At 66.7% G+C, this 19,998-nt stretch carries 16 protein-coding genes; 10 read left to right on the forward strand and 6 right to left on the reverse strand.

The window, feature by feature from the left end; translation table 11 throughout:
* Positions 1-131: 131 nt before the first annotated feature.
* From ACGFZ3_RS10935 to ACGFZ3_RS10950, 4 genes are all read left to right on the forward strand, one after another.
* Positions 132-2,195 (forward strand): 3-hydroxyacyl-CoA dehydrogenase NAD-binding domain-containing protein, encoded by a 2,064-nt coding sequence (locus ACGFZ3_RS10935; protein ID WP_392920497.1) that lies wholly within the window; start codon positions 132-134, stop codon positions 2,193-2,195.
* 289 nt (positions 2,196-2,484) lie between these two features.
* Positions 2,485-3,348, forward strand: coding sequence for a pirin family protein (locus tag ACGFZ3_RS10940; RefSeq protein WP_392920500.1), 864 nt, complete (start codon positions 2,485-2,487; stop codon positions 3,346-3,348).
* A 61-nt stretch (positions 3,349-3,409) separates the two neighbouring features.
* Positions 3,410-4,138, forward strand: coding sequence for an aquaporin Z (gene aqpZ / locus ACGFZ3_RS10945; protein ID WP_392920503.1), 729 nt, complete (start codon positions 3,410-3,412; stop codon positions 4,136-4,138).
* A gap of 195 nt (positions 4,139-4,333) precedes the next feature.
* Positions 4,334-4,795 (forward strand): hypothetical protein, encoded by a 462-nt coding sequence (locus ACGFZ3_RS10950; protein ID WP_392920506.1) that lies wholly within the window; start codon positions 4,334-4,336, stop codon positions 4,793-4,795.
* A gap of 71 nt (positions 4,796-4,866) precedes the next feature.
* Here the strand turns inward: ACGFZ3_RS10950 and ACGFZ3_RS10955 are convergent, their stop codons facing one another.
* Complete coding sequence (locus tag ACGFZ3_RS10955) at positions 4,867-5,718, reverse strand: pirin family protein (protein ID WP_392920509.1); 852 nt, start codon at positions 5,716-5,718, stop codon at positions 4,867-4,869.
* A 203-nt stretch (positions 5,719-5,921) separates the two neighbouring features.
* Between ACGFZ3_RS10955 and ACGFZ3_RS10960 the strand changes: the two genes are divergently transcribed.
* On the forward strand, positions 5,922-8,003 hold the full coding sequence (locus ACGFZ3_RS10960; protein ID WP_392920512.1) for a carbon starvation CstA family protein: 2,082 nt from the start codon (positions 5,922-5,924) through the stop codon (positions 8,001-8,003).
* Complete coding sequence (locus ACGFZ3_RS10965; RefSeq protein ID WP_068853636.1) at positions 8,003-8,227, forward strand: YbdD/YjiX family protein; 225 nt, start codon at positions 8,003-8,005, stop codon at positions 8,225-8,227. Before ACGFZ3_RS10960 ends, ACGFZ3_RS10965 begins: the two co-directional genes overlap by 1 nt.
* Positions 8,228-8,352: 125 nt before the next feature.
* Here ACGFZ3_RS10965 and ACGFZ3_RS10970 read toward each other — a convergent pair whose 3' ends face one another.
* From ACGFZ3_RS10970 to ACGFZ3_RS10980, 3 genes are all read right to left on the reverse strand, one after another.
* Complete coding sequence (locus ACGFZ3_RS10970) at positions 8,353-9,603, reverse strand: DUF819 domain-containing protein (protein ID WP_392920516.1); 1,251 nt, start codon at positions 9,601-9,603, stop codon at positions 8,353-8,355.
* Between the two features lie 108 nt (positions 9,604-9,711).
* Positions 9,712-11,007 (reverse strand): sensor histidine kinase, encoded by a 1,296-nt coding sequence (locus ACGFZ3_RS10975; RefSeq protein WP_392920519.1) that lies wholly within the window; start codon positions 11,005-11,007, stop codon positions 9,712-9,714.
* Positions 10,994-11,695, reverse strand: coding sequence for a response regulator transcription factor (locus ACGFZ3_RS10980; protein WP_392920522.1), 702 nt, complete (start codon positions 11,693-11,695; stop codon positions 10,994-10,996). The genes ACGFZ3_RS10975 and ACGFZ3_RS10980 overlap by 14 nt, the downstream gene beginning before the upstream one ends.
* A gap of 137 nt (positions 11,696-11,832) precedes the next feature.
* On the opposite strand from ACGFZ3_RS10980, the gene ACGFZ3_RS10985 reads away from it, so the two are divergent.
* The 4 genes from ACGFZ3_RS10985 (at position 11,833) to ACGFZ3_RS11000 (ending at position 18,103) form a co-directional block, all read left to right on the forward strand.
* Positions 11,833-13,545, forward strand: coding sequence for an ArnT family glycosyltransferase (locus tag ACGFZ3_RS10985; protein WP_392920525.1), 1,713 nt, complete (start codon positions 11,833-11,835; stop codon positions 13,543-13,545).
* A 109-nt stretch (positions 13,546-13,654) separates the two neighbouring features.
* The gene (locus tag ACGFZ3_RS10990) at positions 13,655-14,392 is read left to right on the forward strand and encodes a phosphatase PAP2 family protein (protein ID WP_392920528.1); all 738 of its coding nucleotides are present in this window, start codon (positions 13,655-13,657) and stop codon (positions 14,390-14,392) included.
* A complete protein-coding gene (locus ACGFZ3_RS10995; RefSeq protein ID WP_392920531.1) occupies positions 14,389-16,047 on the forward strand; it encodes a phosphoethanolamine transferase in 1,659 nt (552 codons plus the stop codon). Before ACGFZ3_RS10990 ends, ACGFZ3_RS10995 begins: the two co-directional genes overlap by 4 nt.
* A gap of 76 nt (positions 16,048-16,123) precedes the next feature.
* On the forward strand, positions 16,124-18,103 hold the full coding sequence (locus tag ACGFZ3_RS11000) for a M2 family metallopeptidase (protein ID WP_392920534.1): 1,980 nt from the start codon (positions 16,124-16,126) through the stop codon (positions 18,101-18,103).
* A gap of 46 nt (positions 18,104-18,149) precedes the next feature.
* Here the strand turns inward: ACGFZ3_RS11000 and ACGFZ3_RS11005 are convergent, their stop codons facing one another.
* Both ACGFZ3_RS11005 and ACGFZ3_RS11010 read right to left on the reverse strand, forming a co-directional pair.
* Positions 18,150-18,536, reverse strand: coding sequence for a hypothetical protein (locus ACGFZ3_RS11005; RefSeq protein WP_392920537.1), 387 nt, complete (start codon positions 18,534-18,536; stop codon positions 18,150-18,152).
* A gap of 46 nt (positions 18,537-18,582) precedes the next feature.
* Entirely contained in the window at positions 18,583-19,806 is a 1,224-nt protein-coding gene (locus tag ACGFZ3_RS11010; RefSeq protein ID WP_392920540.1) for a multidrug effflux MFS transporter, read from the reverse strand.
* Positions 19,807-19,998 lie beyond the last annotated feature (192 nt).

Genomic DNA, 19,998 nt, shown 5'->3' on the forward strand with positions numbered 1-19,998 from the left:
GTTCCGTTAAGGTTGCAGATCACGGCCATGAACCGGGTGCACCTACCCCCAAGCTATAGGGATTTGACGGGGAGGAAACAACCTCTGGATCATAGCCCCCTTCTCCATACACAACCGGATGGAACGACTCCATGCTCTCAGGCTTCGATGGGCTCCGCTTCTCACATTGGCACCCCGAGATCCGTGACGATGGTGTCGTGGTGCTCAGCCTCGACCGCCACGACAGCAGCGTCAATGCGATGTCGCAGGACGTGCTGCTGGAACTGGGCGATCTGCTTGAACGCCTGGCGCTGGACCCGCCCAAGGCGGTGGTGGTGCAGTCGATCAAACCGGCCGGTTTCATCGCCGGCGCGGACCTGAAGGAATTCCAGGAATTCGATCGCCGCGGCACCGTCAACGACGCGATCCGCCGCGGCCAGGCCACATACCAGAAACTGTCCGAGCTGCCCTGCCCGACCGTGGCGGCCATCCACGGTCATTGCCTCGGCGGCGGCACCGAGCTTGCGTTGGCCTGCCGCTACCGGGTGGCCTCCAATGATCCCTCCACCCGGATCGGCCTTCCCGAAACCCAGCTCGGCATCTTCCCGGGCTGGGGTGGCAGCGCGCGCCTGCCCCACCTGGTTGGCGCCCCCGCCGCCATGGACATGATGCTGACCGGCCGCAACCTGTCGGCATCGGCCGCCCGTAACATCGGCCTGGTCGACAAGGTGGTTGCCCCGGCCGTGCTGCTCGATACCGCCGTCGCACTGGGCCTGTCCGGCACCACCCGTCCGTTCAGGCAGCGCCTGACCGCCTGGGCCACCAACACCTGGCTGGCGCGCAAGCTGCTCGCCCCGCAGATGGCCAAGCAGGTCGCGCGCAAGGCCAAAAAGGACCACTACCCGGCCCCGTATGCGCTGATCAACACCTGGGCACGCACGGGTGGCAGCAGCATCCAGGCCCGCCTGGACGCCGAACGCCGCGCCGTGGTCAAGCTGGCCGGCACCCCGACCGCACGCAACCTGATCCGCATCTTCTTCCTGACCGAGCGCCTCAAGGCGCTTGGCGGCAAGGATCACGGCATCCGCCACGTGCACGTGGTCGGCGCCGGCGTGATGGGCGGCGACATCGCCGCCTGGTCGGCCTACAAGGGCTTCGAGGTCACGCTGCAGGACCGCGAACAGCGCTTCATTGATCCGGCCATCGAACGCGCCCAGGCCCTGTTCGCCAAGAAGGTGCGGGACGAGAGCAAGCGCCCGGCCGTCGCCGCCCGCCTCAAGGGCGACCTCGCCGGTGACGGCGTGGCCGTGGCCGACCTGGTGATCGAAGCCATCATCGAAGACGCCGACGCCAAGCGTGGCCTGTACCAGACGCTCGAGCCGAACATGAAGGCCGACGCCCTGCTCACCACCAACACCTCCTCCATCCCGCTGGTGGAGCTGCGCGACCACATCCAGCGCCCGGCCCAGTTCGCCGGCCTGCACTACTTCAACCCGGTCGCGCAGATGCCGCTGGTGGAGATCATCCACCACGACGGCATGGCCCCGGAAACCGAACGCCGCCTCGCCTCCTTCTGCAAGGCCCTCGGCAAGTTCCCCGTGCCCGTCGCCGGTACCCCCGGCTTCCTGGTCAACCGCGTGCTGTTCCCGTACATGCTCGAAGCGGCGACCGCCTACGCCGAAGGCGTGCCCGGCCCGGTCATCGACAAAGCCGCCGTCAAGTTCGGCATGCCCATGGGCCCGATCGAACTGCTCGACACCGTCGGCCTGGACGTCGCCGCCGGGGTCGGCAAGGAACTGGCCCCGTTCCTGGGCCTGCAGATCCCCGCGGCCCTGCAGACCGTCGAACCGGGCAAGCGCGGCAAGAAGGATGGCCAGGGCATCTACACGTGGGACAACGGCCGCGCCCAGAAGCCCGACGTGCCCGCCAACTACCAGGCCCCGGCCGACCTGGAAGACCGCCTGATCCTGCCCCTGCTCAACGAAGCCGTCGCCTGCCTGCACGAAGGCGTCGTGGCCGATGCCGACCTGCTCGACGCCGGCGTCATCTTCGGCACCGGCTTCGCCCCGTTCCGCGGCGGCCCGATCCAGTACATCCGCGCGACCGGCGCCGATGCGCTGGTAGAACGCCTGAAGGCGCTCCAGCAGCGCCACGGCGACCGCTTCGCCCCGCGCCCGGGCTGGGACGCCGCGGTGCTGCGCGAACCGGTGATTTAAAAATCGATTGATGGAAGCGGAAACGCCACCGAAAGGTGGCGTTTTTGTATGGATGGGTTTACGGCGCCCCCCGCAAACCCACCCCCGCCGGCCCAAGCCTGGGACACTCGCAGACCAGGGCCGTTCGCGTGATGCACGACTGCGCAAAGAGCAGTACCGACCAACGGTCGGTACCTACCGGGGTCGTAACGCCACTGCAAACGAAACAACCTGTTACCCGAACGGGCCATGCACCGGGCCGACCCGCATGCCATCCTTTCGACCTGTCCCCGCCAGCGAGAAAGCCCGCATGTCGACCATCATCGCCCCGCGCGTCCACGACATCGGCGGCCTCGAAGTCCGCCGCGCCGTGCCCAGCATCCAGGCGCGCAGCGTTGGCCCATTCGTGTTCGTCGACCAGATGGGCCCCGCCGTCATGGGTGCCGGCGCCGGCATCGACGTCCGCCCGCACCCGCATATCGGCCTGGCCACCGTCACCTTCCTCTGGTCCGGCGCGATCGGCCACCGCGACACCCTTGGCTCCGACCAGGTGATCCGCCCCGGCGACGTCAACTGGATGACCGCTGGCCGCGGCATCGCCCACTCCGAACGCACCCCGCCGGTCGAACGCGAGCACGACCACCCCATCCACGGCATGCAGACCTGGGTCGCCCTGCCGAAGGAGTTCGAAGAAACCGCACCCGCCTTCTACCACCATGCGGCCGCCACCCTGCCCGAGCAGCGCCGCAACGGTGCCTGGCTGCGCGTCATCGCCGGCCGCGCCTACGGCGAAGAGTCGCCGGTGAACGTGTTCGCCGACACCCTCAACGTCGCCATCGACCTCGACCCCGGCGCTGAACTGGATCTCGATACCAACCACGTCGAACGTGCCCTCTACATCCTTGAAGGTGAGGCCCAGCTCGACGGCGTCGACCTGCCCGCCCAGCACCTGGTCATCCCCGAAACCGGTGCCCGTGGCCGGTTGCGTGCCAAGACCCCGTTGAAGGCCATGCTGCTCGGTGGTGAACCCCTGGATGGACCGCGCCACCTCTGGTGGAATTTCGTCTCCAGTTCCAAGGAACGCATCGAGCAGGCCAAGCACGATTGGGAATCGGGAGTTTTCGGCACCATTCCCGGCGACGACAAGGAATTCATTCCACTGCCGGATCGCTGAGCGCGCGCCGCAACGTCCGATTTCCGACGTGATTCCCCCTGGGCATCCGTGGAGATCTTCAATGAGCATGGGCAAGCGTGTGGCCGCCGAATTCCTCGGCACCTTCTGGCTGGTCCTTGGCGGCTGTGGCAGCGCCGTCCTCGCCGCGAACTTCGGCGGGGAGGGCAACCCGCTGGGTATCGGCTTCCTCGGCGTCGCCCTGGCCTTCGGCCTGACGGTACTGACCGGCGCCTATGCCTTCGGGCACATCTCCGGCGCCCACTTCAACCCCGCTGTCAGCGTCGGCCTGTGGGCCGGCGGCCGCTTCCCCGCGCGCGACCTGCTGCCCTACGTCGTCGCCCAGGTGCTGGGCGGCCTGCTGGCCGCCTTCATCCTGCTGCAGATTGCCTCCGGCGCGCCCGGCTTCCAGATCGACGGCAGCCAGGCCGGTGCCTTTGCCAGCAACGGTTACGGCGCACTCTCTCCCGGAGGCTACAGCGTCGCGGCCGCCTTCCTGTGCGAGGTCGTGCTCACCGCCCTGTTCCTGGTCGTCATCATGGGGGCCACCCACGGCCGCGCGCCCGCCGGCTTCGCCCCGATCGCCATCGGCCTGGCCTTGACCCTGGTCCACCTGATCAGCATCCCGGTCACCAACACGTCCGTGAACCCGGCCCGCTCCACTGCAGTGGCCGTGTTTGCCGGCAGCGGCGCGCTCGGCCAGCTGTGGTTGTTCTGGCTGGCCCCGCTGCTGGGCGGCCTGATCGGCGGCATCGCCTATAAGTGGATCGGCGTCGATCCCCCACCCCGCTAGCCGGATTCAGGAACATTTGAAACGGTTATTTGAAGATCCGGTCACATTCCGTTAAGGTCGAAATCACCAGGCCGTCACCTGACGGGTCCTTCCGGTACGCGCATGGGGCATGCGCAGCGCATCGGCCAGGGAACACTTGGCCACCGGAAGCGCCCGCAGGGAACGGCACGGCTACTTGCACACTTGGGGGAACGCATGAAGATCCTGCACGCTTTGATATTCCTTGGTTTGTCACTGACGGCCGGCATCGCCTCGGCGCAATCGGTGGCCAAATGCCCGACCCTGCCCGAAACCAGCGGCCTGCAATGGCAGGAACAGTCCGAGGCTACCTACGTGCTCTGCAAGGCGACCGCGGCAGACGGGCGCGAGGTCATGACAATGATGCTCACCGGGCGCGACCCGGATATTCCGCTGGCGCGTCCGCTACGCCAGGAAAAGGGCGCCTTCGCCGGTGAGTCCCTGTACTGGTACCAGCCCGACCTGGGCGGACAGCAGCCGCCGGGGTATGCCACCCGCCGGATGACCGTGGTGAAGTTCGACAAGAACCGTTATGCGCAGATTTCGCTGTACCCCGCCGACGCCAGCGAACTGCGGACGCTGCAGACGTTGTCGCAGGGAATGAACCTCAATCCGTCGGCGGTCGCTGCGGAGCGGTGACACCCGGTAGCGCCGGCCGTTGGCCGGCACACCGATCGCCGGGGCCGGCCAACGGCCGGCACCAGCGTGTTTCAGAACCGGCCTTCCTGGAAATCCACGAAGGCCTGCATCAGTTCCTGCCTGGTGTTCATCACGAACGGACCATGGCGCATGACCGGCTCGCGCAGCGGCCTGCCGGCGACCAGAATCAATCGCGCCCCCCCTGCGGCGGCGCGCAGCTGCAGCAGTTCGCCGCCTCCGAGCACCGCCATTTCCTGCCGGTCAACGGGCCGCGCGTCATCACCGTCGCCAATCGTCAGCCCGCCTTCGAACACATAGGCGAAGGCGTTATGCCCTTCCGGCAGCACGTAGTCCCACGCCGTCCCTGCGTCCAGCTGCACGTCCAGGTACAGCGGATCGGTCGCCGGCTGCACGATCGGGCCGACCGTGTCGCCCACCTGCCCCGCGATCACCTTGACCTGCACGCCCGGCGCAGGCTGCGCCACCGGAATGCGGTCCGGCGCGAATTCCTGGTACTTCGGGTCGATCATCTTGTCGCGCGCCGGCAGGTTCACCCACAACTGGAAGCCGCGCATCTGCCCCGATTCCTGCTCGGGCATTTCCGAATGCACCAGGCCACGGCCGGCGGTCATCCACTGCACGCTGCCCGGGGTGAGCAGGCCTTCGTTGCCGTGGTTGTCCTTGTGCCGCATGCGCCCATCAAGCATGTAGGTCACGGTCTCGAAGCCGCGATGCGGGTGGCTGGGGAAGCCGGCAATGTAGTCTTCGGCGCGGTCGGTACCGAATTCATCCAGCAGCAGGAACGGGTCCAGGTCGGGGAGCGAGGGGCCGCCGATCACCCGGGTCAGGCGCACGCCGGCGCCGTCGGAGGTGGCCATGCCACGGATGGTGCGCGTCACGCGCACCGGGGTTGGGCTGCTCATGTTGACTCCGGCAAGAGGATACTGGGTACAAGATGGGCGCGGCGCCCGGAGGCGCCAACCGTCATGCCCGCAACCGATTGTTCCAAGCGTGGTGTTTCGTACCCGTGTACGACCAAAGTACTAGCGGCAAGCCTCCGCACGCGCATTGACCCGGTCACTGCCAGGGCGGACCCTTACGGAGTTCTTCAGGGAGACGCAATCTCATGAAAGGTTTTTCCAAGCTGGGTTGGGCGGCGCTCGCGCTGCTCGGCGCATTCTGTCTTGGCACCGTCGCATTGCGGCGGGGCGAACACATCAACGCGCTGTGGATCGTGGTCGCCGCAGTCTCCATCTACCTCATCGCGTATCGCTTCTACAGCCTGTTCATTGCCGACAAGGTGATGCAGCTCGATCCCACCCGGGCCACCCCGGCAGTGATCAACAATGATGGCCTGGACTACGTGCCGACCAACAAGCACGTGCTGTTCGGCCACCACTTCGCGGCCATCGCCGGTGCAGGGCCGCTGGTAGGCCCGGTGCTGGCGGCGCAGATGGGCTACCTGCCGGGCTTGCTGTGGCTGGTGGTGGGCGTGGTGCTGGCCGGCGCGGTGCAGGACTTCATGATCCTGTTCATTTCCAGCCGCCGCAACGGGCGTTCACTGGGTGACCTGGTGCGCGAGGAAATGGGCCAGGTGCCCGGCACCATCGCGTTGTTTGGCGCCTTCCTGATCATGATCATCATCCTGGCGGTGTTGGCGATGGTGGTCGTGAAGGCACTGGCGGAAAGCCCGTGGGGCATGTTCACGGTGATTGCGACGATGCCCATCGCGATCCTGATGGGCATCTACATGCGCTACATCCGGCCGGGCAAGATCGGCGAGATTTCGGTGGTGGGATTGATCCTGCTGCTGCTGGCGATCTGGTACGGCGGCAAGGTGGCGGCAGACCCGGTCTGGGGCCCCGCCTTCACCTTCACCGGGATCCAGATCACGTGGATGCTGATCGGCTACGGCTTCGTGGCATCGGTGCTGCCGGTGTGGCTGCTTCTGGCACCGCGCGATTACCTGTCGACGTTCCTGAAAATCGGCACGATCGTAGCGCTGGCGATCGGCATCCTGATCGTGATGCCGGAGCTGAAGATGCCGGCGCTGACCCAGTTCGCGGCCAGCGGCGATGGTCCGGTGTGGAAGGGCGGGATGTTCCCGTTCCTGTTCATCACCATCGCGTGTGGTGCGGTGTCGGGCTTCCATGCGCTGATCGCCTCGGGTACCACGCCCAAGCTGCTGGCCAATGAGCGCCACATGCGCTACATCGGTTACGGCGGCATGCTGATGGAATCGTTCGTGGCGGTGATGGCGCTGGTGGCGGCATCGATCATCGATCCGGGCATCTACTTCGCGATGAACAGCCCGGCGGCGGTGATTGGCGCCGATGCGGTCTCGGCGGCGCATTACATCACCACGACGTGGGGCTTCACGATCACGCCGGAGCAGCTGGAGGCGACGGCGGCGGCGATTGGCGAGCCGACGATCCTGCACCGTGCCGGTGGCGCGCCGACGCTGGCGGTCGGTATCGCGCAGATCCTGCACCAGGCCATTCCCAGCGGCAGCAACGCGATGATGGCGTTCTGGTACCACTTCGCGATCCTGTTCGAGGCGCTGTTCATCCTGACGGCGGTGGATGCGGGTACGCGTGCGGGCCGCTTCATGCTGCAGGACCTGCTGGGCAATTTCATCCCGGCGCTGAAGAAGACCGAATCGTGGACGGCGAACATCATCGCGACGGCAGGTTGCGTTGCGCTGTGGGGCTACCTGCTGTACACGGGCGTGGTGGATCCGTTCGGTGGCATCCAGACGCTGTGGCCGCTGTTCGGCATCTCGAACCAGATGCTGGCGGGTATCGCGCTGATGCTGGGTACGGTGGTGCTGTTCAAGATGAAGCGTGACCGCTATGCGTGGGTGACGGCAGTGCCAGCGGTATGGCTGCTGATCTGCACGACGTATGCGGGGCTGATCAAGATCTTCGACAGCAATCCGGCGCAGGGCTTCCTGGCACAGGCGCACAAGTTCCAGGATGCGATCGCCAGTGGCACGATCACGGCACCGGCCAAGTCGGTGGGGCAGATGCAGCAGATCGTGGTGAATGCGTACGTGAACACGGGGCTGACGGTGCTGTTCCTGTTCGTGGTGTTCGCGATCCTGGCCTATGCGATCAAGACGATCATGGTGGCCCGTCGTACGCCGCAACGCACGGACCGTGAGACGGAATACGTGGCGCTGCAGCCGCACCAGATGGCGGACCTGTGATGAGTACGGGTCTGGTTCCGGTCGGGCAGTACCAGGCGCACCGCCGCATCTGGCGGCGCCTGGTGCAGACCGCACGTCTGTGCTGCGGGATTCCTGATTACGACAACTACGTGCGGCACGTGCTGGAGAAACATCCGGACCGCACGCCGATGGACTACAAGACGTTCTTCCGCGAGCGTCAGGAAGCGCGTTACGGCGGCCGTAACGGCGGTCGCTGCTGTTGAAACGGTTGTTCTCTTGAAACGGTAGGTCTCGACCGTTGGTCGGGACGGCTTCAAAACCGAAAAGGCGGCGCATTCGCGCCGCCTTTTCTTTTAGCTCTGCATTTCTATCGCCAATGGCGCTGTCGTTACGCTCCAGCCATCCATTTGAGGATCAAGCCCGTCACATATGCCAACCCCGTGCCGGTGGCGTAGCCAACGGTGCCCAGCAACACACCGACTGGCGCCAGGCTCGGATGAAACGCCGCTGCCACCACTGGTGCTGATGCGGCTGCGCCAATGTTGCCCATCGAGCCGATGCCGAAGAAGAACAACGGCGCCTTGACCAGCTTGGCGACGGTCCACAGCACCAGGATGTGGGTGAGCATCCAGATCACCCCGAGCAGGAACAGCCACGGGCGATCCAGCAGGGACAGCAGGTTCATCTGCATGCCGATGCAGGCGATGAGGAAGTACAGGAACACGGTGCCCAGGCGGGATGCGCCTGCCGATTCGAGCCTGCGTGCACGGGTGAAGCTCAGGCCCAGGCCCACCAGGGTGGAAAGCAGGACCACCCAGACGAAGGCGCTGTCGAGGCTGAACTGGCTGGCCCAGCTGATGTTGGCTTTGAACCAGGCGCTCAGCGGGGCGGCGATGGCGTGGGCAAGGCCGACGCCACCGAGGGCGACGCCGACGATCAGCATGAGGTCGGTGAGGCTGGGAATGCGGGCGTTCTGGGCCTCGTAGGCACTGATGCGCGCTTTCATTTCGTCGATGGCGCGGGTGTCGGCACCGTTGCGGGTGTCGATCTGGGTGGCGCGGTTGGCAAGGAACAGCAGGACGGCCATCCACAGGCTGGCGCAGGCGACGTCGACGACAGCGAACTGGCCGAAGGTGGTGGCGTCGGTGCCGAATACTTCGCGCATGGCGACCATGTTGGCGCCGCCACCGATCCAGCTGCCGGCCAGTGCGGCCATGCCGGCCCAGGTATCGCCGGCCATGGTTTCGGGGTGGATCCAGGACATCATCTGGAAGGAAACCACGGCGCCGAGCATGATGCCGAAGGTGCCGGCGCAGAACACGATGAGCAGCTTGGGGCCGAGCTTGAGGATACCCTTGAGGTCGATGGAAAGGGTGAGCAGGACCAGGGCGGCGGGCAGCAGCACGTCGCGGGCGATGGGGTTGTAGAGGGCGGTGTTGTGCCCGTCGATGACGCCGGCGGTGTTGTAGATGGCCGGGATGAAGTAGCACAGCAGCAATGCGGGAACCCACGCGAAGATTTTCTTCAGCAATGGGGTCGGGCCGCTGGCGGCCCAGAAAATCAAGGCCAGGGTGGCAGCGATAAGGCCAAGGCCCACAATGTCGTTGGTGATGAGGGCAGTACTGGGTTCGGTCGGCATGCGATCCTCTGTCGATCGAAAGGGCAAAAAAAAGCGCCGCATGAGGCGACGCTTTCCTGAGCTTAACATTGTCCCTGCTTCGCGCCACGTTGCGCTGCCGCGCAATGGCTAGCTGTGCCCGGGCAGCGATGCGCTCAGATCGAGGATGACGCGCGTTCCACGCGGTTCGCTCTGTTCGATGGTGAGTGCCCAGCCGAGGTGTTCGCACAGGCGGCTGATCAGTTCCAGGCCGATGCCGCTCTGCCCGTTGCGATCACCGCGGGCCAGGCGTGCGTAGACCGCGGCGATTTCTTCCGGGCTCATGCCTTCGCCCGGGTCCTGCAGGGTGACCACGGCACGTTCGGATACGTTGATGGTGATGGTGCCGCGGCCGCTGTTCTCGATGGCATTGCGCAGCAGGTTGCCGATGGCGGCCTGGACCACGCCCAATGGCGCGATGATGTCCACGTTGGCCAGACCCTGCACGGCGATCTGCAGGTCCTTGTCGCCCATCAGGTGGCGGTGGTCTTCGATGATGTCCGGCACCAGCTGGTGCAGCGGGATGCGCTCCTTCAACGCGGCCAGGCGCGCCGGTTCGCGCGCAAGCACCAGCAGCAGTTGGATCAGCTGTTCCACGCCTTGGGCAGTGCGATGGACGCGCTGCATCTGCTGGCGCGCGCGGTCCGGCAGCGCAGGCTGCTCCAGCGCCAGTTCGGCCGCGCCGGTGATCACCGCGATGGGGGTGCGCAGTTCATGGCTGGCGGTGCTGATGAAGACCCGTTCGCGTTCGACGAACTGTTCGTTGCGGGCCAGGTAGTCGTTGAGCGCGGCGGCGATGACGTACAACTCGGAACTGCCGCGCGGATCAACCTCGACACGCTGCCCGGGGACGCCGGGCTTGAGGCCGTCGATATGACGGGCCAGCGAGCGCAGCGGGCTGACCAGGCGGCTGACACCAAACGAGGCCATCACCACCGTCACCACGATCATCACCACGCTGGCCAGCATCACCCAGCGGGTGGCGAATTCTTCCAGGTCGTGGAAGTCGTTGATGTCCAGCACCAGTGCAAGACGGCCCTGCCCGGGGGTGTCGCGCACCATCACCGCGCTGGCCCGACCGGCGATCTCGACGCCGTCATGCAGCCCCGGGTGCAGGGTGCGCAGGATCGGCGGAAGCTCGGGACTGTCATCGACCGTAAACAGGCGCAGGGTGTCCGAGTCCTGCCAGCGGTAGTGCGGTTCGTGTTCGATGTGGCTGACAATGCTGTCCAGTTCGGAGTTGAGCAGCGCGCGCCACGCCGAGTGCTCGGCGTGTTCGTGCACGTAGTTGCCGACGCTGAACACTGCCAGCGAGATCATCGCCAGGTAGCCCAGCAGCCACCACACCAGCCGCCGATGCAGCGGCGCAGGCTTACGCAGTTTCATCGGCGCCTTCAGCGGCTGCCGCGCCCAGCCGATAGCCCACGCGTGGCAGGGTGTGGATGAGCTTGCGCTGGAACGGGCCGTCCACGCTGCGGCGCAGTTCGTAGATATGGGAGCGCAGCAGGTCGCCGTCAGGCAATTCATCGCCCCACAGCGCGAATTCCAGCTGCTGGCGGGTGACTGCCGCCGGGCTGGCACGCATCAGCACTTCCAGCAGTTTGCGGCAGGCCGGGTACAGGTGCAGGGCCTGCCCATCGCGCTGCGCCTCCAGCGTGGCCAGGTCCAGGGTGAGGTCGGCCACTTCCAGCACCTTGCGCGGGTTGCGCCCCTGCGCGCGCACGCGCAGCGCTTCCAGGCGGACTTCAAGTTCGGGCAGGGCGAAGGGCTTGGTCAGGTAGTCGTCGGCACCGGCGCGGAAGCCGGCGATCTTGTCGGGCAGATCGTCGCGCGCGGTGAGCATGATCACCGGCACTTCCGAGCCGTGTTCGACGCGCAGGCGGCGCAATACGTCCGGCCCTTCCATGCGCGGCAGCATCCAGTCCAGGATCAGCGCGTCGTAGTTCTGGGTCGCGGCCAGGTGCAGGCCGGTGACGCCATCGGGGGCGACGTCGAGGACGTGACCACGCGCTTCGAAATACTCGAACAGGTTGGCGACCAGTTGGCGGTTGTCTTCGATGACCAGGAGCCGCATGCGTCCGGAACTCGGGGGTGATGGCCGCCATGGTAGCCCCGGGAATGTCGGAATCCAGTCGCAATTGCCCCGATTCGACGCTTTTCTTACATTGCTTCGGCGAAAGTGCCTGCTCTTCCGGGAACTCCGTGCCCTCCTTGCCGACACAATTGACGCGCCATCGGTGGCACCTGCTCACCTGCCTTGCCCTGTTGCTGGCCCTTGCGGCGGGAATCGGCCTGCGCGCCCCTACCCCGCCGGATGAACCCCGTTTCGTGCTGGCCGCACGGGCCATGGTCGAGACCGGGCAGTGGCTGCTGCCGCACCGGGGCAGCGAACTCTACGCCGAAAAACCGCCGGTTTTCATGTGGATCCAGGCGGCCACCTACCAGTTGATCGGCCACTGGAACCTGGCCTTCCTGCTGCCCTCGTTGCTGGCCGCGCTGGCCACGCTGTGGCTGAGCGGGGACCTGGCCCGGCGCCTGTGGAACCGGCGCATCGCGTGGTGGGCGGTGCTGGCCCTGGCCAGCTGCCTGCAGTTCGGGCTGATGGCCAAGCGCGCGCAGATCGACATGGTGCTGGTTGCGCTCACCACCCTGTCGCTGTGGGCGCTGCTGCGCCACCTGCTGGAACGGCCGAACACGCCGATGCTGTGGGTGGCCGGCATCGCCGCCGGTCTCGGCACGGTCACCAAGGGCGTGGGCTTCCTGCCACTGCTGGTGCTGCTGCCGTGGGCGCTGTGGCGCTGGCAGGGCCAACCGCGGCCTGGCACTGCCCTGCCCCGCGCGCGGTCCCTGTTGTGGCTGATACCCGCCTTTCTGCTCGGCACCGCCGTGTGGCTGGGCCCACTTGGGATCGCACTGCTCAATGATCCCTCGCCCGAGCTGCAGGGTTATGCCCGCGAACTGCTGTTCAAGCAGACCGGCACCCGCTATGCCAATGCCTGGCACCACGTGCAGCCGGCCTGGTACTACCTGCAGGTGATTGCCACGCTGTGGCTGCCGGGCAGCCTGCTGCTGCCCGCGCTGCTGCCGGGCTGGTGGCGGCGCCTGCGCCGGGGCGATGGCCGCTGGTGGCTGCTGCTGGGCTGGGCGTTGCTGGTGCTGCTGTTCTTCACTGCCAGCCCCGGAAAACGCGAGGTCTACATCTTCCCGATGCTGCCGGCACTGTGCGTGGCCGCCGCGCCGCTGCTGCCCGGCCTGCTGCGCCGCCCGGGCCCGCGCTGGCTGCTGCTGGCCTACGTCCTGGTACTGGGCGTGGCGGCGCTGGGCATCGGCGCGCAGTTGCTTGGCGACGGCGCCTGGGCGCATGCACAGCTGGCCCGGCGCGGCATGCCGCAGACCCTGCTGCCGGTGCTGGGCGGCTGGCTGCTCGGCTTCGGCGTCGTGGTGCTGCTGCTGGCCGCATGGCTGCGCCAGCGGCGTGCCGGCGCGCTCGCGGTGCTGACCACGTTGTTGCTGTGGAACCTGCATGGCTGGGGCCTGATGCCTGCGTTGGGGCCTTACAGCTCGTCGTCCGCGCTGATGCACGAGGTGGGCGAGCGGATCGGCCCGTCGGCCGAGCTGGGCGCACTCGCCTGGCGCGAGCAGAACCTGCTGCAGGCCGACCGGCCGGTGACCGACTTCGGGTTCAAGCGCCCGTGGGACGAGCAATGGCATGACGCTGGCCCCTGGCTGGCGCAGGCGCCGCACAACCGCTGGCTGCTGGTACTGGAACAGGCGATCAGTCCGTGCGTGGACCGCGCGCAGGCGGTGAACATCGGCAGCGCCAACCGCAACCAGTGGTGGCTCGTGCCCGGCACCGCGTGGAAGGCGGCCTGCCATGCGGAGCTGTCCAAGGATGCAGCCGCCGGCGTGGACGACGGCGACTGAATCGCAGATGCACGGCGCGGCCGATTAACGCGCGGGGAACATCGCTCCGACCGGTCTCCGACACGCCGCTGACGACCATGGCGCCGGTTTTCCCGCCGGCTCCGACTTCATGCTTCCCGTTCCTGCTGCGTCCCTTCCGCTCGCCACGCATGACCCTTCCGGCACCCATCGCTTCCTGCGCAGCCACCTCGCGTGGCCGCTGCTGGCGGTGCTGGCCACCAGCGCACTGCTCATGGCCGGCGGTGGCGACCAGTGGCTGGCCGATCAGTTCTATCGCATGGAGGGCCATCACTGGCTCCTGCAGCATGCATGGGCCACCAGCCAGCTGATCCACAAGGGCGGCAAGTGGTTGAGCGCAGCGGCAACGCTGCTGGCCATCGTGCTGTGCTTCCATGCATGGCGCCACCAACGCGCCGCTGCATGGCGCTGGCCGCTGCTGTATCTGGTGCTGGCCGTCGCACTGGGCACCGGCGTGGTGTCGCTGCTGAAGTCGATGACCAACATGGACTGCCCGTGGGACCTGGCGCGCTACGGCGGCATGCGCGACTACGTGGGCCTGTTCGCCACCCGCCCGCACGGCATGCCGCGCGGCGCGTGCTTTCCGGCCGGGCATTCCAGCGCCGGTTTTGCCTGGGTCAGCCTGTATTTCTTTGCGCTGCTGGTACGTCCGGCGTGGCGCTGGCGCGGCCTTGCCGCAGGGCTGGTTGCCGGCGGCGTGTTCGGTATCGCGCAGCAGCTGCGCGGCGCGCATTTCCTGTCGCATGACCTGTGGACGCTGGCAACCTGCTGGACGGTGTCGCTGCTGTTGTTCCTGCTGGTACGCCGCATTGCGGGAGCACGCGCATGAATGCCAATGCCATCGCCTCGCGCCTGCCGCGCCTTGCTTCGCTGTCCGCCCTGCGCCATTGGCGCCCAACCTGGTCCACCGAAACCCTGATCGCCCTCACCAGCGTGTTCTTCGCGCTGGCCTGCAACGCCCTGTTCTGGCACAGCGCGATGGCCACCCACCCGGGCAGCCTGCGCTTCGCCCTGTCGCTGCTGTTGCTGCTGGTCGGCGCGCACAGCCTGCTGATGGGCCTGCTGGTGTGGCGCTGGAATGCGAAGGTGATGATCGGCGTGCTGCTGCTGGGCACCGCGATGGCTGCCCATTACATGGGCAGTTACCACATCTACCTGGATGCGGACATGCTGCGCAACGTGCTGGCAACCGACCACAAGGAAAGCCGCGAGCTGATCACCCCCAGCCTGATCGCCCCGCTGGTGCTGCTGGCGGCGCTGCCCATGGTTGTGCTGTCGCGCGTGCAGCTGCTGCGCCGCAGCTGGAGCAAGGCACTGCTGTGGCGTGCCGGCTTCCTGCTGTTGTCGGCGGCCATTGCACTGGGCGGTTCACTGCTGTCGTTCCAGGAAATGTCGGCGCTGATGCGCAACCAGCGCGAAGTGCGTTACCTGGCCACGCCCGGCAACTACCTGCTGGGCCTGCCCAAGGCGCTGCGCGGCGACAACCCGATCCAGCGCGCACCGAAGCTGCCGATCGGGCTGGATGCCAAAGCAACACCGCGCGCGGCCGACAGCAAGCCGCGGCTGCTGGTGATCGTGATGGGCGAAACCGCACGCGCGCAGAACTGGGGCTTGAACGGATACGCCCGGCAGACGACGCCGCAGCTGGCGCAGACCAGTGCGATCAATTTCCCGGACATGCATTCGTGCGGTACCAGCACGGAAGTGTCGCTGCCATGCCTGTTCTCGCCCTATGGCCGCCACGATTACGATGAGAAGAAGATCCGCGCGCACCAGTCGCTGCTGCACGTGCTCGACCATGCCGGCATCGCCACGCTGTGGCGCGACAACCAGTCCGGCTGCAAGGGCGTGTGCGAAGGCCTGCCGATGCAGGCGTTGGACGATGCCACCCACCCCACCCTGTGCGCCAACGGGCGCTGCATGGATGAGATCCTGATCGACAAACTCGCCGAACAGGTCCGTGCCAGGCCGGGCGACCGCGTGGTGGTGCTGCATCAGCTGGGCAACCACGGCCCCAGCTACTTCGAGCGCTACCCCGCCCGCTTCCGCCGCTTCACGCCGACCTGCGACACCCCGGACCTGGGCAAGTGCAGCCGCCAGGAAATCACCAACAGCTACGACAACGCACTGCTGTACACCGACCAGCTGCTGGCCCACACCATCGGCACGCTGCAGGGCATGCAGGATTACGACACCGCGATGATCTACCTGTCCGACCATGGTGAATCGCTCGGCGAGAAGGGCCTGTACCTGCACGGCGTGCCGTACGCGATCGCCCCGCAGGAACAGACCCGGGTGCCGATGACGATGTGGTTCTCGCCCAGCTTCGCTGCCAGCCGCGGCCTGGACCTGGCCTGTTTGCGCCGGCGCGCCAGCCAGTACACCGACCATGACAACATATTCCCGTCGGTGCTCGGCCTGATGCAGGTGAAAACCTCGCTGTACCAGCGCGACCGCGACCTGTTCGCCGGCTGCGGGCGCTGACGGGACCTGTGGCCCTTGCGGTGCGGCGGCGGCCCCACTAGCCTTCGCCGGTCTGTCACCACCCAAGGATGTCCCCGTGAAACACCGCCCGCTCCTGCTGGCCCTGGCTGTCGGTGCTGCCGCACTGACGCTGGCGGCCTGCCAGAAGGAACCGTCCCCGGCCGATGCTCCGGCCGCAGGCACCGCCGCGCCGACCGAAACCGCGGACCAGTTCATCGCCCGCGTCAACGCCGAGTACAAGGCCCTGTACCCGGAAATGACCTCGGCCCAGTGGCTGTCCTCGACCTACATCAATGACGATTCCGAGCGGGTGGCGGCCAAGGCCAACGAACGCTGGCTGACCATTCTCAATGGTTGGATCGCCCAGGCCGGCAAGTACGACGGCCAGCCGATGAGCGAGGACACCAAGCGCCAGATCCACCTGCTCAAACTGATGACCGCCATGCCGGCGCCGCGCGACCCGGCCAAGCTGGGCGAACTGACCCGCATCGCCAGCCGCATGGAAGGCGCTTACGGTTCGGGCAGGTACTGCACCGATGAAGCCAACCCGGCCACCTGCCGCCAGCTCGGCGATCTCGAACAGGTGCTTGCCAGCAGCCGCGACTACGACAAGCAGCTGGACGCCTGGCAAGGCTGGCACGCCACCACCAAGCCGATGCGCGCCGATTACCAGCGCTTCGTCGGCCTGGTCAATGAAGGGGCCAAGGAAATGGGGTTTGCCGATGCCGGCCAGATGTGGCGCAGCGGCTACGACATGCCGCCCGAGCAGATCGGCCCGGAGACCGACCGCCTGTGGGAACAGGTCAAGCCGATGTACGAGCAGCTGCATTGCTACGCCCGTACCAAGCTGGACGGCACCTACGGCAAGGACAAGGCCGAAACCGAAGGTGGCCTGATCGCCGCGCACCTGCTGGGCAACATGTGGCAGCAGGACTGGTCCAACCTGTGGGATCAGCTTGAGCCGTACCCGGGCGCGGGCAGCCTGGACATCACCGCCGCGCTGGAGAAGCAGTACCAGACCAACCTCAGCGGCGCGCTGGCCAAGGCCGGCGGCAGCAACGCGAACGTGGAAGCGCTGTACAAGGCGCAGCGGGAGGCCGAACTGCGTACCGCCAAGCAGATGACCGAACGCGCGCAGGACTTCTACGTGTCGCTGGGCATGCCCGCCCTGCCGAAGTCGTACTGGGACAAGACCCAGTTCATCAAGCCGCTGGACCGTGACGTGGTCTGCCACGCCAGCGCGTGGGACATGAACATGGAAGGCGACGTGCGCACCAAGATGTGCATCAAGCCGAACGAAGAAAACTTCACCACCATCTACCATGAGCTTGGCCACATCTATTACGACCTGGCCTACAACCCGCTGCCGCCGTTGTTCCAGGGCGGTGCCAACGATGGCTTCCACGAAGCGATCGGCGACACCATCGTGCTGGCGATGACCCCGCAGTACCTGAACTCGATCGGCCTGGTCGACAAGCCGCAGGAAAGCCGCGAGGCGACCATCAACGCGCAGATGCGCATGGCCCTGAGCGGCGTGTCGTTCCTGCCGTTCGGGCTGATGATCGACCGCTGGCGCTGGGGCGTGTTCGATGGCTCGATCACCCCGGACCAGTACAACAAGGCGTGGTGGGACCTGAAGGCCAAGTACCAGGGCGTGGCCCCGGCCTCGGCGCGTGGCGAGGAGTTCTTCGATCCCGGCGCGAAGTACCACGTCCCGGGCAACACCCCGTACACGCGCTACTTCCTGGCGCGCATCCTGCAGTTCCAGTTCTACAAGGGCCTGTGCGATGCGTCCGGTTACAAGGGCCCGCTGCACCAGTGCAGCTTCTACGGCAACAAGGAAGCCGGCCAGAAGTTCTGGGCGATGCTGAGCAAGGGTGCCAGCCAGCCGTGGCAGGCCACGCTGAAGGAAATCACCGGGGGCGACAAGCTCGATGCCGGCCCGATGATCGAGTACTTCACCCCGGTCAACGACTGGCTCAAGCAGCAGAACCAGGGCCAGATGTGCGGGTGGCAGCCACCCGCCGCAGCGGCGGCAGCGCCGAAAGCTCCGTAAACGAAAAAACCGGCCATTGGCCGGTTTTTTTTTGCGCGGTTGGTTGTCAGGACTTCGGTTTCAACGACGCGGCCAGCTCGGTCTTGAACTGCTCGAAATCCTTGCCCTCGGCCTTGGCCTCGGCGTGCGCGGCGTCTTTCAGCGCATCCGAATACACCAGGCGCACCGGGGTGCCCTGGCGCTCATGCAGTTCGGCGGCCTGCATGATCAGCGCCAGCACGCGGGCGGCGCTGGGGGTCTGCCCGGCGATGCGGCCGTCCATGCCCAGCACCCATTCGCCATCGCGGCGGACCACGCCGGCCAGCAGCGTGCGTTGCTGGTCGCGCAGTTCGGCATGCGGCTCCACCGGCGACGCGTTGGCCTTTTCACGATTGGCCGCTTCGGTTTCGCGGCGCTTGCGCAGATCACGGCGCAGCTTGGAGGTGGTCGACATCAGGACTTCCGGACTTCAACAGATGGGGAAAGGATAGCGCACCGGCTCAGGCCAGCCCGGCCAGGGCCTCGCGGCGGCGTTCGCAGCGGCGCTCCCAGAACCAGAAGCTGGCGCCTATGGCAAAGAAGCCGGCGTAGCCCAATGCCAGGTGCAGCGGGGTATGGCTGAGCAGCGGCGAGACCACCCCGGCCACCACGGTGTTGATCATCAACTGCAGGAACATCTGCATCGACGAGGCAAGGCCGCGCTGGTGCGGGTACATGTCCAGCACCGCCAGCGCCAGGATCGGGAAGATCAGCGCCATGCCCACGCCGCCGATGAAGATCGGCAGCACCGCCCACGGCAGCGCGATCTGGCCCACTGCCAGCACATAGGCCAGGTTGACCAACGCCGATACCGCGCACAGGCTGAACCCGATCCCGACCTGGCGCGCCGCCGTCATCCGCCCGGCCATGCGCCCGGACAGGAACGAACCCGTGGTCATGCCGCCGATGGTGGGAATGAACAGCCAGGCAAAGCCGCCCTCGCCCAGCTGCAGGTGCTGCATCACGAACACCGGCGCCGAGGCGATATACAGGAAAATGCCGGAAAAATTGAACGCACCGGCCGCAGCCAGGCGCAGCAGCCGCGGGTTGGTACCCATCTGCACGTAGCTGCGCAGCAGCGCGCCGGTGGACAGCGGCGTGCGTGCTTCGACCGGGTGCGTTTCCGGCAGCCACTTGCTGGTAGCCGCCAGCAGCACCAGCGCAAACGCCACCAGGAACCAGAAGATCAGCGGCCAGTCGCCGCCGCCGAGCAGGATCCAGCCCCCGATGATCGGCGCGATCGCAGGCGCAATCCCGAAGATCATCGAGACCTGGCTCATCAACCGCTGCGCGTCGGCGCCATGGTACAGGTCGCGGATCACCGCACGACCGACGATCACGCCCACCCCGGCGGTCACGCCCTGCAGCGCGCGGAACACCAGCAGCGTGGTCAGGTCGCGCGACAGCGCGCAGCCAATCGAAGCAGCGATGAACAGCACCAGCCCGCCCAGGATCACCCGCCGGCGACCGAACGCGTCCGACAGCGGGCCGTGCGCCAGGCTCATCAGGCCGTAGAACAGCAAATACACGCTGACCGTCTGCTGCACCGCGACCTGGTCGACCTGCATGCGCTCGCCCAGCAGCAGGAACGCCGGGAAAATGGTGTCGATCGAGAACGGGCCGAACATGGCCAGGCCGGCGAGCAGCAGGGCCAGGCGGCGGGTAGAAGGTGAGGCGGGTGTCATCGGGTCTTCCGTCAGCGGCCGCGCGTGAACGCACGGAAGGCGCCGGCCGCAGCCTGCGGTGGCGCCTGATGAATACGAGGATCAGGCCATGATAGGCCGTCCGCCTGCCTGGCACCATGCCCGGCAGCCGGTGATGGAGCGGTCTGCACCCCCTGTTCATTTGCCGGACGGCCGTTGATGGGCGGGGCTCTG

It is taken from the genome of Stenotrophomonas sp. NPDC047960, from assembly GCF_043204395.1.
In the GTDB taxonomy this organism is placed as follows: domain Bacteria; phylum Pseudomonadota; class Gammaproteobacteria; order Xanthomonadales; family Xanthomonadaceae; genus Stenotrophomonas.

Coding starts and splice junctions, on each gene's coding strand:
- ACGFZ3_RS10960 (WP_392920512.1), top strand. CDS start 5,922: ATGAAAGGTTTTTCCAAGCTGGGTTGGGCGGCGCTCGCGCTGCTCGGC.
- ACGFZ3_RS10935 (WP_392920497.1), top strand. CDS start 132: ATGCTCTCAGGCTTCGATGGGCTCCGCTTCTCACATTGGCACCCCGAG.
- ACGFZ3_RS11005 (WP_392920537.1), bottom strand. CDS start 18,536: ATGTCGACCACCTCCAAGCTGCGCCGTGATCTGCGCAAGCGCCGCGAA.
- ACGFZ3_RS10970 (WP_392920516.1), bottom strand. CDS start 9,603: ATGCCGACCGAACCCAGTACTGCCCTCATCACCAACGACATTGTGGGC.
- ACGFZ3_RS10990 (WP_392920528.1), top strand. CDS start 13,655: ATGCTTCCCGTTCCTGCTGCGTCCCTTCCGCTCGCCACGCATGACCCT.
- ACGFZ3_RS10995 (WP_392920531.1), top strand. CDS start 14,389: ATGAATGCCAATGCCATCGCCTCGCGCCTGCCGCGCCTTGCTTCGCTG.
- ACGFZ3_RS10950 (WP_392920506.1), top strand. CDS start 4,334: ATGAAGATCCTGCACGCTTTGATATTCCTTGGTTTGTCACTGACGGCC.
- ACGFZ3_RS10965 (WP_068853636.1), top strand. CDS start 8,003: ATGAGTACGGGTCTGGTTCCGGTCGGGCAGTACCAGGCGCACCGCCGC.
- ACGFZ3_RS10940 (WP_392920500.1), top strand. CDS start 2,485: ATGTCGACCATCATCGCCCCGCGCGTCCACGACATCGGCGGCCTCGAA.
- ACGFZ3_RS10975 (WP_392920519.1), bottom strand. CDS start 11,007: ATGAAACTGCGTAAGCCTGCGCCGCTGCATCGGCGGCTGGTGTGGTGG.
- ACGFZ3_RS10955 (WP_392920509.1), bottom strand. CDS start 5,718: ATGAGCAGCCCAACCCCGGTGCGCGTGACGCGCACCATCCGTGGCATG.
- aqpZ (WP_392920503.1), top strand. CDS start 3,410: ATGAGCATGGGCAAGCGTGTGGCCGCCGAATTCCTCGGCACCTTCTGG.
- ACGFZ3_RS11010 (WP_392920540.1), bottom strand. CDS start 19,806: ATGACACCCGCCTCACCTTCTACCCGCCGCCTGGCCCTGCTGCTCGCC.
- ACGFZ3_RS10980 (WP_392920522.1), bottom strand. CDS start 11,695: ATGCGGCTCCTGGTCATCGAAGACAACCGCCAACTGGTCGCCAACCTG.